Genomic DNA, 13,021 nt, shown 5'->3' with positions numbered 1-13,021 from the left:
GCGCTGATGGACTACTTTCCTTGGTTCGCTCTGGGGCGGCCCTTGCGGGTGCCGTTCTCCGTACCGTTCTCGGAGTCGTACTTCTCGTACGCGTCGACGATACGGCCGACGAGCTTGTGCCGGACGACATCCTGCGAGCTGAGCCGCGAGAAGTGCACGTCGTCGACCCCGTCCAGGATGTCCTGCACCTGCCGCAGACCGCTCTTCGTGCCACCCGGCAGGTCGACCTGCGTCACGTCACCGGTGATCACGATCTTCGACTCGAAGCCGAGGCGGGTGAGGAACATCTTCATCTGCTCGGGCGAGGTGTTCTGGGCCTCGTCGAGGATGATGAAGGCGTCGTTGAGGGTGTTGTGCGTCAGCAGGTAGTCCTGCGTCACGTACAGCGAATCCTCGGCGGCGACCTGAATGCAGACGGTCTCCTCGCGGCCCGCGGGCTCGATGGAGTCGATGAACCGCATGGGGCGACCGCCGCCGCCTGCCTCGCGGTACTTCTCGGCCTTGCGGGCGAGGCGGAAGGGCTCGATGCCTTCGGGGAGGCGGATGTCGACGATGTGGGCATCGCAGCGGTGGGCTGCGAGGGCGGTGCCTTGCTTGCGGCCGTCCGCCATGCGCCGGCGCGTATGGGCCACACCGCCCAGCGACTGGACGAGCGCGATGACGTCGTCCCGGAGCAGGATCGACGTCGTCGTGTACTGGACCCGGCAGGTGCGGTCGTTCTGCGTGACGGGGCCGCCGTCGGCGTCGAGCAGCCCTTGCAGGACGGCGAGCCTTACCTCCGCCGAGTTGAAGAGGTAGTCGTCCGGGACGAACTTGGAGTGCGAGCGGGTGCCGATCAGATCCAGCGCGCGCAGCATCTCGGTCACCGGGTTCTCGATGGTGACCACGTCACCAGGAGACTTCACGCGGTTGAGGACGTAGTCGGGGCCGGACTTGTGCCGCACCGATACGCCGGGCAGCGCGGTCTCCAACGCCTCGGCCAGCTCTCCGTCCTCCGTCGAGAACGACGGCGTCGTGGAACCGGTCAGGCACCCGTCACCGAGGAGGAGGCCGAGAGCGTATGCATCCATGGGCACGTCCCGCGCGGGGAACTCCACGGGCGCCGTCAGCAGCGGCAGCTCGTACCGGCGCGCGTGCGCGGCACGCAGGTTGCCGATCATGTCCTGGGTCTCCAGGACCCGCCACGGCTTGTCGCGGCGCTTGTCCGACGCCGTTCGAACCGTCCACAGGTGCTCGCCGCAGGCCAGGGTCCAGGAGCCGTCCTGCGCGGTGACGCGGTAGATGTCCTTCTCGCCCTGCGGGTAGACACCGAGGACGGGAGTGGGCTCACCGTTGGAACCCATGACCAGATCGCCGACTTCGAGGTCACCGATGGGTCGCCAGCCCTCCGGCGTCAGGACGTTCGAAAAGACTGGTTGCGCGCGGCCCCTCATGTAGGCCAGCGGCGCCACCTCGATGGTTCCCGCCGCCATCAGCCGCGGGATCGAGTCCGGGTCGAGCATGTCGTGCAGGGCGTCGTACAGCGGGCGCAGGTACGGGTCGATCTTCTCGTAGAGGGTGCCGGGCAGGAAGCCGAGGCGCTCTCCCGCCTCCACCGCGGGGCGGGTCAGGATGATCCGGTTGACCTGCTTGGACTGGAGGGCCTGGACCGCCTTGGCCATCGCCAGGTACGTCTTTCCGGTGCCGGCGGGGCCGATGCCGAAGACGATCGTGTGCTTGTCGATCGCGTCGACGTAGCGCTTCTGGTTCAGGGTCTTGGGGCGGATGGTGCGGCCGCGCGACGACAGGATGTTCTGCGTGAGCACCTCGGCCGGGGTCTCCTGGCCGGCACCCCCGCCGTTCTGCGTCGTCTTCAGCATGGCGATGGAACGCTCCACGGCGTCCTCTGTCATCGGTGCCCCTGTCCTCAGTACCAGCATCATCTCGTCGAACAGGCGCTGGATGAGGGCGACTTCCCCCGGCTCTCCGGTCGCGCTGATCTCGTTGCCCCGGACGTGGATGTCGGCCTCCGGGAAGGCCTTCTCGATCACTCGCAGCAGCGCGTCCCCGGATCCCAGCACCTCGACCATGGGGTGCTTCGGCGGAACGGTGAACTGTGCGCGGGCGCTGGATGGTGTCTGCGTCATGAGCCGGGCCGATGGCCCTTGCGTCCTCCCCGTACGGGACTTTCTCTGCGGTGTTGTCCTGCACTGACAAGGGTACGGCGCGGGTACGACAGCGCCGAGTGGGTTTCCGATACGGGTGGGGCCTGTCGGGTCGCACGCGGGCCGGCGCGGCGATGACAGCTACGGTTACGCCGACCGTCCGAAGCCGATCGTCGGGACCGCTCGGCGGAGCGGCCAGGCCCGCGACGTTTCCGGGAGGAGGGGGTCGAGGAAGGCGTAACGGTCCAGGGCGCAGGCATTCTGGTGGTCGTTCGAGCGGACCTCCTTCCACCAGACCGCGAGCTCCGACCAGCCCGGCGCCGACAGCGAGCCGCCGAACTCCTGGACCGAGAGGGCCGCGGTGAGTCCGGCGAAGGCGAGGCGGTCGGCGAGCGGCCAGTCGGCCAGGCTCGCGGTGACGAACCCGGCGACGAAGACGTCCCCGGCCCCCGTGGGGTCGAGGGCCTCGACCTCGATCGCCGGGACGGAGGCCGTCTCGCCGGTCCGTCCGTCCACCGCGTACGCGCCTTCCGCGCCGAGCGTCACCACGGCGACCGGCACGTGCTCGGTCAGCGCGTGCGCGGCGGCCCGCGGACAGGACGTACGGGTGTAGCGCATCGCCTCCTGCGCGTTCGGCAGGAACGCCTCGCAGTGCCGCAGGCCGGGCAGCGCCGCCAGGTCCCAGCGGCCGGTGTCGTCCCAGCCGACGTCGGCGAAGATCCGCGTCCCGGAGCGCGCGGCCGTGGCGACCCACGGCTCGTCGGTGCCGGGCACGAGCGAGGCGACGGCGGCCCTGGCGCGCGGCGGGCAGTCCGGCGCGGGTTCCACGGGCGGCGGCTCGTGCCCGTGGCTCACCATCGTGCGTTCGCCCTCGTAGGCCATGGACACGGTGACGGGCGAGTGCCAGCCCGGCACGGTCCGCGCGTAGCTGAGGTCGATGCCCTCACCGTGTTCGAGCGCGTCCCAGCAGTATTCGCCGTAGTGGTCGTCGCCGAAGGCCGCGGCGAGCGAGGTACGCAGGCCGAGCCGGGCGAGCGCGGTCGCCATGTTCGCGATGCCGCCGGGGCTCGACCCCATGCCGCGCGCCCACGACTCCGTTCCCCGCACGGGCGCGCTGTCGAGGCCGGTGAAGATGATGTCGAGGAAGACCGTGCCGGTGAGATAGACGTCGTAGGGCGGGTCGGCCGTCGTGCGCAGCGCCGCGAGGGGGTCCGTTCTCGGTCGTGTGGAGGTCACGTCGCGCTCCCTGGATGGTACGGGTCCGGACAGTGTGCACGACCGGGTCCCGTACCACGGGGGACGACATCAACCTGTCACGAAGCGGCCGCTCCGGCTTCGGGGGCCGCGGCCGGGTGCGCGGCGGCGGCCGCCCGCACCCGGTCGTTGCGTCCGCCGCCGCGTACGAGCAGCACGCTCAGCGCGGCCAGGAACCCGACGACGGTCAGTCCGACGAGCCCGCCCTTGGTGGATCCGGTGGTGTCCTCGATGATCCCGAACGCGGTGGGGGCGACGAACCCGCCTAGGTTTCCGATGGAGTTGATGAGCGCGATGCCGGGTGCGGCGGCCCGCGCGTCGAGGTAGCTCTGCGGGATCGTCCAGAAGATCGGTGAGGCCGGCTTGAACCCCATGGCGGCGACGCAGAGCGCGCCGAGCCCCACCCACGGCGACACGAACACGGCGAGCAGTGTGCCCACGCCCCCGATGAGCAGCAGCGCGAACAGCACGGGGCGCCGCTTGCCGATCCGGTCGGAGAGCCGCCCGGAGACGTACAGGGCGAGCAGGGCGAAGAGCCAGGGGACGGCGGTGACCAGGCCGACCTGGAATTCGCTGAGTCCGCCGATGTCGCCGACGATCGAGGGCAGCCAGAACGTCACCGCGTAGAGCGCGACGTTGATGGCGAAGTAGATCCACAGGAAGAGCAGCATCTGCGGGTCGGCGAGCAGTTTCCAGCGGGAGACCTTCGCGGTGCCGCGGCCGTTCTCGCGCTCACGCTGTTCGGCGTCGATGACGGCGACGAGCCCGTCCTTCTCCTCCTGGGTGAGCCACGTGGCGCTCTCGACGCTGGAGTCGAGGAAGCGGAACACGACGAAGCCGAGGACGACCGAGGCGACGCCTTCGATGAAGAACATCCACTGCCAGCCCGAGTGCCCCCAGATGCCGTGCATTTCGAGCAGTGCGCCGGAGATCGGTCCGACGATGACGGTGGCGGTGCCGGACCCCATGAGGAAGATGGAGGTGGCCCGGCCGCGGTGCGAGTCGGGCAGCCAGCGCGAGAAGTAGTAGATGACGGCGGGGAAGAACCCGGCCTCGGCGACGCCGAGCAGGAAGCGCAGCGCGTAGAACATCTCCGCGCCGTTCACGAAGGCCATGGCGGTGGCGACGACGCCCCAGCTGATCATGATGCGGGTGAGCCAGACCTTGGCCCCGTAGCGCTCCATGAGCATGTTGCTGGGGACTTCGAAGATGGCGTACGCGATGAAGAAGATGCCGGCGCCGAGTCCGAAGGCGGCGGCGGAGAGCCCTACGTCGGCCCGGAGTTGGTCCTGGGCGAAGCCCAGGTTGACCCGGTCCATGTAGTTGGCGACGAACATGACGAAGAAGAGCGGGACGACCCGCCTGAATATCTTGCGGACGGCCGACTGAACTGCTGCGGACACGAGCGACTCCGGTCGTGGGGCAGGCGAGGGAGGGGGAGCGAGAGAGAGCGGGAGCTGTCTTCATATGTAGACGTCCATGGATGCAGATGGAGATTAGATAGGCGGACAGGCCGCGTCAATGGGTGTCCACGGCCGGACTACGATCGGCACATGCCGGAGAGCACGAACACCGAGCCACAGCGCGGAGTGCGCGAAGTCAAGTCGGCCGCCCGCACCGTCGATCTGCTCGACGTGCTCGCCGCCCGCGGCGACCGCCCGGCCCGCCTCCAGGAGCTCGCGGACGAACTCGCCGTGCCGCGCAGCTCGATGTACGCGCTGCTCCAGACGCTCATCGAGCGCGGCTGGGTGCGCACGGACGTGACGGGCTCGCTGTACGGCATCGGCATCCGCGCCCTGCTGACCGGCACCAGCTACCTGGACACGGATCCGTACGTGCGCTCCGTGCGGCCGTTCCTCGACGAGGCCTCGGACGCGCTCGGCGAGACGATCCACCTGGGCCGGCTCGACGGTTTCGACGTGGCGTACCTGGCGACCCGCGAGTCGCACGAATACCTGCGCACGATCAGCCGCGTGGGCCGCAGACTGCCCGCGCACATCGGCGCGCTCGGCAAGGCGCTGCTCGCCGAGCGCCCGGACGACGAGCTGCCGCCGGGCCCGTACGAGCAGTCCACCAGGCGTACGCACGCGACGCGCGAGGCGCTCGCCGCCGACCTCGCCCAGATCCGCGAGCGCGGTCACTCGGTCGACCGCGAGGAGGGCGTCGACGGCATCGTCGGCTTCGGTTTCGCGCTGCGCTACGCGACCCCGGCACACGACGCCATCAGCTGTTCGGTGCCGGTGGCCCGGCTCACGCCGGAGCACGAGGAGCGGATCGTGGCGGTCATGCGCGAGATCCGTACGAGGGTCGAGGCGACGGCCTCCCGGGGGACCTCCGGCGTCCCCGACTGGCGCTGAAAACTCCCCGCCGACCCGCGCCGACCCGCGCGAAAAGCTCTCGACTACCCGATCGAACCACTCACAAACCAAATGTGTCGCGCGTCACAGCGCCCCGGCTTCCATGCACCCCCCATGGACTTGATACAAATTGGCGTCGCAGGCGTCCCCGGTTCGGTCCCGTTCGCAAAGACGCCGCGCTCCCCAACTCCCCTGCCTTACCACCCCCTTGCCCAAAACAGCGTCCAAGGCAAGGGGCCCGTCCTCAGGAACGCCCGTGTCCTCGCGCACCTCCCGGCCCGCGCTCGTCGCCCTCTTCACGGCCGGCTATCTCGCCGCCTATCTCCTGCCCACCATCGTCGGCAGAGTCGCCGCCAGCCTGCGACTCTCCCCCACCCAGGCCGGCCTCGTCGGCAGTGCGCTGCTGCTGAGCTCGGCCGCCGCGGGGCTCACCCTCGCGGCCCGCGTCGAACGGGTCGGCGCCCGCCGCGCGGCCCGCGCCGGACTGCTTCTCGCCGCCGTCGGCTACGGCACCGCGGCCGTCGCCGCCACCACTCCGCTGGTCGTCGCGGGTGCGATGGTCGGCGGCTTCGGATCGGGCACGGCGACGGCGGTCGCGGCCACCGGGATCGCCGCCCAGAAGGACCCGCACCGCGCCTCGACGCTCGGCCTGCTGACCGTGTCCGCGCTCGCGTGCGGCCTCTACCTGACCATCCCGCGGATCAGCGAGGGCAGCTTCCTGCCGTTCGCGGCGCTCGCCGCCACCGCGCTCGCCGTGTGGCCCGCGACGCGCGCCCTCGACGGCCCGGCCACCCCGGACAACTGCGCGGCGCCTGCTCCCAAGACCCCGCTCCCCCACGCCCGTTCGGGCCTGGTCCTCGCGGTGACGCTGGTGTGCTGGTCGATGGCGCAGAACGCGCTGTGGGGCGTCAGCAGCCGCATCGGCACCGAACAGGCCGGCCTGTCCGAGGTCGCCGTCGGCTCGGTCTTCGCGGTGGCGCTCGGCGTCGGACTGCTCGGAGTGATCGGCGCGGGCGCGGTCGGCGTCCGCCTGGGCCGCGCGCTGCCCATCGGCGCGGGCACGGCCGCCATCGCCTGCTGCGTCCTGCTCAGCGCCCGCGCGGACGGCCTCGCGTCCTTCGCCACGGGCGAGATCGCCTGGAACACCCTCTACCCGGTGGTCCTGTCGTACGTCCTCGGCCTCGCGGCCTCGCTCGACGCGCGCGGCCGCTGGGCGGTCCTGATGGGCTCGGCGTCCTCGCTCGGCACCGCGTGCGGACCGCTGGCGGGCAGCCTCCTGGCGCAGTCGGTCGGCTTCCCGGTGATGGGCGCGGTGCTCGCCGTCGCGCTGCTGCTGCTCGCGGTGCCGCTCACCGCGGTGACCCTGCACACCGGCGGCCGCCCGCTGTTCGCGGCGGCGGCACGGCGCCACAGCGGCGCCCCGGTCGGCGCGTTCGTGCCGCCCTCGGGTGTCCTCGAGCAGCCGGTGGTCGAGCTGTTCGACATCGAGACGACCGTGGAGACGCCCGTGTACACCGCGTTCGCGGCGGTGGGCCCCGACGGTGTCGAGCCGGAGCCCCTCGCGCGGACTCAGCCCGAGATGTCGTCCAGTTCGTACGCCTCGACCTCGGCGATGTAGCGCGCCCGGAGCGCTTCCTCCTCCTCGCTGCCGTCGAGGAAGGAGGCCACGAACGAGTTGCGGGCCAGCTCCCGCACTCGTTCGTGGTCGAGGCCCAGCGCCTCGTGGACGGCGTGGAAGGTGTCTCCGGCGTAGCCGCCGAAGTAGGACGGGTCGTCGGAGTTCACGGTGCACAGCAGCCCCGCGTCCATCATCTTCACCAGAGGGTGGTCCTCCAGTACGTCGATGGTGCACAGCCGCACGTTCGACAGCGGGCACAGCGTGAGCGGGATCCGGTCCCGTACGAGCCGGGCCACGAGCTCCGGGTCCTCCAGGGAGCGCAGGCCGTGGTCGACGCGCTCGACTCCGAGGATGTCCAGGGCCTCCCACACGTACGACGGGTCGCCCTCCTCGCCCGCGTGCGCGACCTTGCGCAGGCCGAGCGCGCCGGCCGCCTCGTACACCTCGCGGAACTTGGACGCGGGGTTGCCGACCTCGGCGGAGTCGAGCCCGACGCCGACGATCCGGTCGAGGTAGGGCTTCGCGGCCTCCAGGGTCTCCATCGCCGACTCGGCGGACCGGTCCCGCAGGAAGCACATGATGAGCTTGGTCGAGATGCCGTGCCGCTCCTCGCTGCGCGCGAGCGCCCGATGCAGCCCCTCGACGACGGTCCCCATCGCCACGCCCCGCACCGCGTGCGCCTGCGGGTCGAAGAAGATCTCGGCGTGCCGCACGCCCTGCTCGGCGGCGCGCGCGAGATAGGCGTCGGCGAGCGCCTCGAAGTCGTCCTCGGTGACGAGGACCGCCATCAGCGAGTAGTAGAGGTCGAGGAAGGACTGCAGGTCGGCGAAGAGGTACGCCTTCCGCAGCTCCTCGGTGTCGGCGTACGGCAGCGTGATGCCGTTGCGCCGGGCGAGTTCGAAGGCGAGCTCGGGTTCGAGGGTGCCTTCGATGTGCAGGTGGAGCTCGGCCTTGGGGATGCGCGCGAGTGGTGCGAGTGACATCCGACCAGCGTACGGCGGGGTGGGACTCACCGGCGCTTCGGCACGGGTACACGGTCCAGGTCGCGGGCGACCGTCAGCTCCCCCTCGAACCCGGCGGCGCGGGCCTGCCGCGCGAACTCCTCCGGGTCGGTGTAGCGCTGGCTGAAGTGGGTGAGGACGAGGTGCCGGACACCGGCGTCGCGGGCGACGCGGGCGGCCTGGGATGCGGTCAAGTGGCCGTGGTCGGTGGCGAGTTGCTCGTCCTCGTCGAGGAAGGTCGACTCGATGACGAGCAGATCGCAGCCCTCGGCGAGCGCATGCACTCCCTCGCACAGCCGGGTGTCCATGACGAACGCGACGCGCTGTCCGCGCCGCACCTCGCTCACCTCGTCGAGGGTGACCCCGTTCAGGACCCCCTCTTTCTGCAGCCGGCCCACGTCGGGTCCCTTGATGCCGTGCGCGGCGAGCCGCTCGGGCAGCATGCGGCGCCCGTCGGGCTCGACGAGCCGGTAGCCGTACGCCTCGACGGGGTGCGAAAGACGGCGGGCCTCAAGGCGGTACGCGGGGGTGTCGGCGAGCACCGCGCCCTCCCCGCCCACCGGTTCCTCCGCGATGTCGACGGTCTCCCGGTACGCGGTGGAGTACCGCAGCCGGTCGAAGAACCGCTGCCCGGAGGCCGGGTAGTGGGCGGTCACCGGGTGCGGCACCCGGTCGAGGTTGATCCGCTGGATGACGCCCGCGAGGCCGAGGGAGTGGTCGCCGTGGAAGTGCGTGACGCAGATCCGGTCGATGTCGTGCGCGGCCACACCGGCGCGCAGCATCTGCCGCTGGGTGCCCTCGCCGGGGTCGAAGAGGATGCCCTCGCTGTCCCAGCGGAGCAGGTAGCCGTTGTGGTTGCGGTGCCGGGTCGGCACCTGGCTGGCGGTGCCGAGCACGACGAATTCACGGACGGACACGACGGGTTATCCGGGGGGCCACTGCAGGCCACGGCCGCCGAGGACGTGGGCGTGCGCGTGGAAGACGGTCTGGCCCGCGCCGCTGCCGGTGTTGAACACGATCCGGTAGCTGTCCAGCTTCTCGTCCTTCGCGACCTCGCCGGCCTCGCGCAGCACGTCGGCGGCGATGGCCGGTTCGGCGGCGGCGAGCGAGGCGGCGTCGGGGTGGTGGACGCGCGGGATGACCAGGACGTGGGTGGGAGCCTGGGGGTTGATGTCCCGGAACGCGACGGTGGACTCCGTCTCGCGGACCAGGGTGGCGGGGACGTCCCCGTTGGCGATCTTGCAGAACAGGCAGTCATCCATGACCGCATCGTACCGATCACCCAACCGGCGTTACGGCCTCGGGGCTGGATCTATCAATCGCCGGCGGGGCTTGATGAACCAAGCCCCGCCGGCGATTGAGGCGCGGGGTCCGGGGCGGAGCCCCGAGACGTCAACCACTACTCCGCAGAAGCCCGCGGCAGCGTCGGCGCGGACTTGGCCGGGTTCTCCCCAAGCGCCGCCAGGGCGATACGGATCGCCTCGTCCAACTGCGGGTCCCGGCCCGCCGCCGAGTCCTGCGGGGCGTGCACCACCTCCACGTCCGGGTCCACCCCATGGTTCTCCAGACCCCAGCCGTAACCCTCCATCCAGGTCGCATACTTCGGCTGCGTGACGAGCGTGCCGTCCACCAGCCGGTACCGGCTGTCGATCCCGATGACCCCGCCCCAGGTACGTACACCCACCACGGGCCCGATGCCGAGCGCCTTGATCGCCGCGTTGACGATGTCGCCGTCCGAGCCGGAGAACTCGTTCGCCACCGCGACGACGGGCCCGCGCGGCGCGTCCATCGGGTACGTGAACGGGCGGCTGTCGCGCGGCAGGTCCCAGCCCACCACGCGGCGCGCCAGCTTCTCCACGACGAGCTGCGACGTGTGCCCGCCGCGGTTCTCCCGGACGTCGACGACCAGGCCCTCCCGCGCGACCTCCACGCTCAGGTCCCGGTGGATCTGGGCCCAGCCCGGCGCCTGCATGTCCGGGACGTGCAGATAACCGAGCCGCCCCTCCGACTTCTCGTGGACGTACGCCCGCCGGTCCGCGACCCACGCGTGGTAGCGCAGCGGTTCCTCGTCGTCGAGCGGCACGACGACGACGTGGCGCGGGTCGCCGCCCCCGGCCGGGGAGACGGTCAGCTCCACGGGCTTGTCGGCCGTGCCGACCAGCAGCGGCGCGGGCCCGGTCACCGGATCGACGGGCCGCCCGCCCACCGCCACGATCGCGTCCCCGACGCGCACCGCGACGCCCGGCGCGGCGAGCGGGGAGCGGGCGCGCGGGTCGGAGGTCTCGGAGGGCAGCACCCGGTCGACGGCCCAACCGCCGTCCTCATGCCGGGAGATGTCGGCGCCGAGCAGTCCCTGGCGGCGCGCGGCGGAACCGCGTCCGCCGCGCGGTGCCACGTACGCGTGCGAGGTCCCCAGCTCGCCCTGCACCTCCCACAACAGGTCGACGAGGTCGTCGTGCGTGGCGACCCGGTCGAGGACCGGCCGGTACCGCTCCAACACCCCGTCCCAGTCCACGCCGTTCATGTCCGCGCGCCAGAAGTTGTCCCGCATGAGGCGCCCGGCCTCGTCGTACATCTGCCGCCACTCGGTCGCCGGGTCGACGCTCTGGCTGACGCGGGAGAGGTCGACGGTGATGTTCGTGTCGCTGTCGTCGTCGTGGGCCGGGCGGCGGTCGCTCGGCACCACCTTCAGGACCTCGCCGGTCCACAGCAGCACCCGCTTGCCGTCGCCGCTGACCTCGAAGTGGTCGGCGTCGGAGCCGATCTCCTCGATGCGCTGCTGGACCAGGTCGTAGCGTTCCAGGCGAGTCTTGGGATCCGGCGCGTCGAGACCGGCGCGGGAGTCGCCGAGCACGCCGCGCACCGGGTGCCGCAGCCACAGCACGCCGTCCTTGGCCGTCCGCAGCCGGGAGTAGCGCGCGGCCTCCACCGGGAACGGCACGATGCGGTCGAGCAGGCCCTCCAGGTCGACCCGGGTCGCGGGCGCGCCCTCGCTGTCGGGTGTCTCGTCCTTGTCGGGGGCGTCGAAGGGGCGGCCGTGGCGCTGCGGCCCGAACGGCGACGGGGTCGTCGCGGCGAGCGTGATCAGGTGCGGCCGCGAGCCACTGACGAATGCGAGGTCGAAGGCGTGCTCGTCGTAGACCGGGTCGAAGGAGCGCGCCGACAGGAACGCCAGGTGCTTGCCGTCGAGCGTGAACGCGGGCGCGTAGTCCCGGAAGCGCAGCGGGGTGGCCTCGCTGACGGAGAGGTCGGTGGCGTTGGCGAGCTTGAGCTGTCGCAGGTCGTGCGGGCCGGGGTGCGACCAGGCGAGCCAGGCCGAGTCCGGGGAGAACGTGAGGCCGGTGGCGTTCCCGTCCTCGCTGCGGTCCACCTCCCGTACGTCGCCGCTGTCCCGCTCGACGAGCAGCACCCGGCCGTCGTGCGAGGCCACGGCGGCCCGGCCGCCGTCGGGCGCCACCGTCAGGGCGAGCACCCGGCCGAGCCGGCCGGCGCCGAGCCTGCGCGGAGTGGCGCCCGGCGCGGCCCCGGTGGCGGGCGCGAACTCCAGGGCGTCGTCGCCCTCGGCGTCGGTCACCCACACCACGTGTTCCTCGCCGTCGACGCGGAAGGTGTGCGGGAGCCGGGCCCGTACGCCGGGCTCGGCGGCGAGCGCGCGGGCGGGTCCCGCGCGGTGGGTCACCCAGTGGACGGCGCCGCGTACGTTGACGGCGCTGCCGCGTCCGGTGTGGTCGGGGGACGCGGCGCCGAACCAGTTCGCGGCGTCGACGGGCCGCGGTTGCAGATCGACGCGCTGGCCGCCGAGGCGGATGTCGAGCCGGCGCGGCTCCACGCCCTCGTCGAGGCCGTCGACGATCCACGGTTCACCGGCGCTCGCGTACACGACCCGCTCGCCGTCGGTGGCGGCGTGCCGCGCGTAGAACCCGTCGACGGCCGTGTGCCGCCGCAGGTCGGAGCCGCCTGGGAGGGAGGAGTAGAGCGCGCCGACGCCCTCGTGGTCGGAGAGGAACGCCACCCGCTCCCCCACCCACATCGGGCACTCGATGTTCCCGTCGAGCTCGGCGTGCAGGCGCTCGAAGGTACCTTCGCCGCTCCGGTCGATCCACAGCTTGCCCGCCGTGCCGCCCCGGTACCGCTTCCACCAGGCGGCCTCCCGGCCCATCGGCGCGGACAGCAGCAGCACCTGGGCCTGCGGCCCGAACGCGACGCCGCCCACCGGACCGTACGGGAGTGTCTCGGCGGATCCGCCGTCCAGTGGCACGGCCCGCGCCCAGCTGCGGCGCAGCGAGGCCTGGCCGTGCGTGGTGGTGGCGAGCACCCGCCCGTCGGGCGTCCAGCCCCGCACGTTCGTCGTCCAACTCCCCCAGTGCGTCAGGCGTTTGGCGGGGCCGCCGACCACCGGGGCGATGTGCACCTCGGGCGCCCCGTCGCGGCGCGAGGTCCAGGCGACCGTCTCGCCGTCCGGGGAGAGCCGGGGGTGTGCGACGGGCATGTTGTCGGCGCTGACCCGCCAGGCGCGGCCGCCGTCGAGGGGCGCGGCCCACACATCGTCCTCGGCGGTGAAGACCACCAACTCGCCTTGCAGGTGCGGGAACCGGAGGTACGCAGGAGTCGTCACCCTGCCCAGCCTAAATTTGGTCGCGCCCCACG

The 13,021-nt window shown here is 71.8% G+C and carries 9 protein-coding genes; 2 read left to right on the top strand and 7 right to left on the bottom strand.

All coding sequences use genetic code 11. The features are described from left to right. Positions 1-11: 11 nt before the first annotated feature. From ACIA8D_RS17390 to ACIA8D_RS17380, 3 genes are all read right to left on the bottom strand, one after another. Entirely contained in the window at positions 12-2,126 is a 2,115-nt protein-coding gene (locus ACIA8D_RS17390) for a PhoH family protein (RefSeq protein WP_399232959.1), read from the bottom strand. A 165-nt stretch (positions 2,127-2,291) separates the two neighbouring features. After that, entirely contained in the window at positions 2,292-3,380 is a 1,089-nt protein-coding gene (locus tag ACIA8D_RS17385; RefSeq protein ID WP_399232957.1) for a carbohydrate kinase family protein, read from the bottom strand. 77 nt (positions 3,381-3,457) lie between these two features. Beyond that, complete coding sequence (locus tag ACIA8D_RS17380; RefSeq protein WP_399232955.1) at positions 3,458-4,801, bottom strand: MFS transporter; 1,344 nt, start codon at positions 4,799-4,801, stop codon at positions 3,458-3,460. Between the two features lie 150 nt (positions 4,802-4,951). Here ACIA8D_RS17380 and ACIA8D_RS17375 point away from each other — a divergent pair, with 150 nt between their 5' ends. Both ACIA8D_RS17375 and ACIA8D_RS17370 read left to right on the top strand, forming a co-directional pair. After that, entirely contained in the window at positions 4,952-5,755 is an 804-nt protein-coding gene (locus ACIA8D_RS17375) for an IclR family transcriptional regulator (RefSeq protein ID WP_399232953.1), read from the top strand. A 256-nt stretch (positions 5,756-6,011) separates the two neighbouring features. After that, entirely contained in the window at positions 6,012-7,373 is a 1,362-nt protein-coding gene (locus ACIA8D_RS17370; RefSeq protein ID WP_399232951.1) for an MFS transporter, read from the top strand. On the opposite strand, the gene ACIA8D_RS17365 is transcribed toward ACIA8D_RS17370, so the two are convergent. The 4 genes from ACIA8D_RS17365 to ACIA8D_RS17350 form a co-directional block, all read right to left on the bottom strand. Continuing rightward, positions 7,325-8,356: an adenosine deaminase gene (locus ACIA8D_RS17365; protein ID WP_399232949.1), complete on the bottom strand. Its 1,032-nt coding sequence runs from the start codon at positions 8,354-8,356 to the stop codon at positions 7,325-7,327. The genes ACIA8D_RS17370 and ACIA8D_RS17365 overlap by 49 nt on opposite strands. 26 nt (positions 8,357-8,382) lie before the next feature. Next, the gene (locus tag ACIA8D_RS17360; protein WP_399232948.1) at positions 8,383-9,291 is read right to left on the bottom strand and encodes a ribonuclease Z; all 909 of its coding nucleotides are present in this window, start codon (positions 9,289-9,291) and stop codon (positions 8,383-8,385) included. 6 nt (positions 9,292-9,297) lie between these two features. Next, entirely contained in the window at positions 9,298-9,636 is a 339-nt protein-coding gene (locus ACIA8D_RS17355) for a histidine triad nucleotide-binding protein (protein ID WP_385757005.1), read from the bottom strand. 137 nt (positions 9,637-9,773) lie between these two features. Further along, a complete protein-coding gene (locus tag ACIA8D_RS17350) occupies positions 9,774-12,989 on the bottom strand; it encodes a PDZ domain-containing protein (protein ID WP_399232946.1) in 3,216 nt (1,071 codons plus the stop codon). Positions 12,990-13,021: the final 32 nt, after the last annotated feature.

The sequence above is a fragment of the Streptomyces sp. NPDC051684 genome, from assembly GCF_044453445.1.
Taxonomy (GTDB): Bacteria; Actinomycetota; Actinomycetes; order Streptomycetales; family Streptomycetaceae; genus Streptomyces.
Note: the sequence above shows the minus strand (reverse complement) of the source record. Positions and strands in the feature narration are given on the sequence as shown.

Bases quoted from the DNA above. Each gene is read 5' to 3' on its own strand.
- ACIA8D_RS17390 (WP_399232959.1), bottom strand. From the start codon at position 2,126: ATGACGCAGACACCATCCAGCGCCCGCGCACAGTTCACCGTTCCGCCG.
- ACIA8D_RS17375 (WP_399232953.1), top strand. From the start codon at position 4,952: ATGCCGGAGAGCACGAACACCGAGCCACAGCGCGGAGTGCGCGAAGTC.
- ACIA8D_RS17365 (WP_399232949.1), bottom strand. From the start codon at position 8,356: ATGTCACTCGCACCACTCGCGCGCATCCCCAAGGCCGAGCTCCACCTG.
- ACIA8D_RS17355 (WP_385757005.1), bottom strand. From the start codon at position 9,636: ATGGATGACTGCCTGTTCTGCAAGATCGCCAACGGGGACGTCCCCGCC.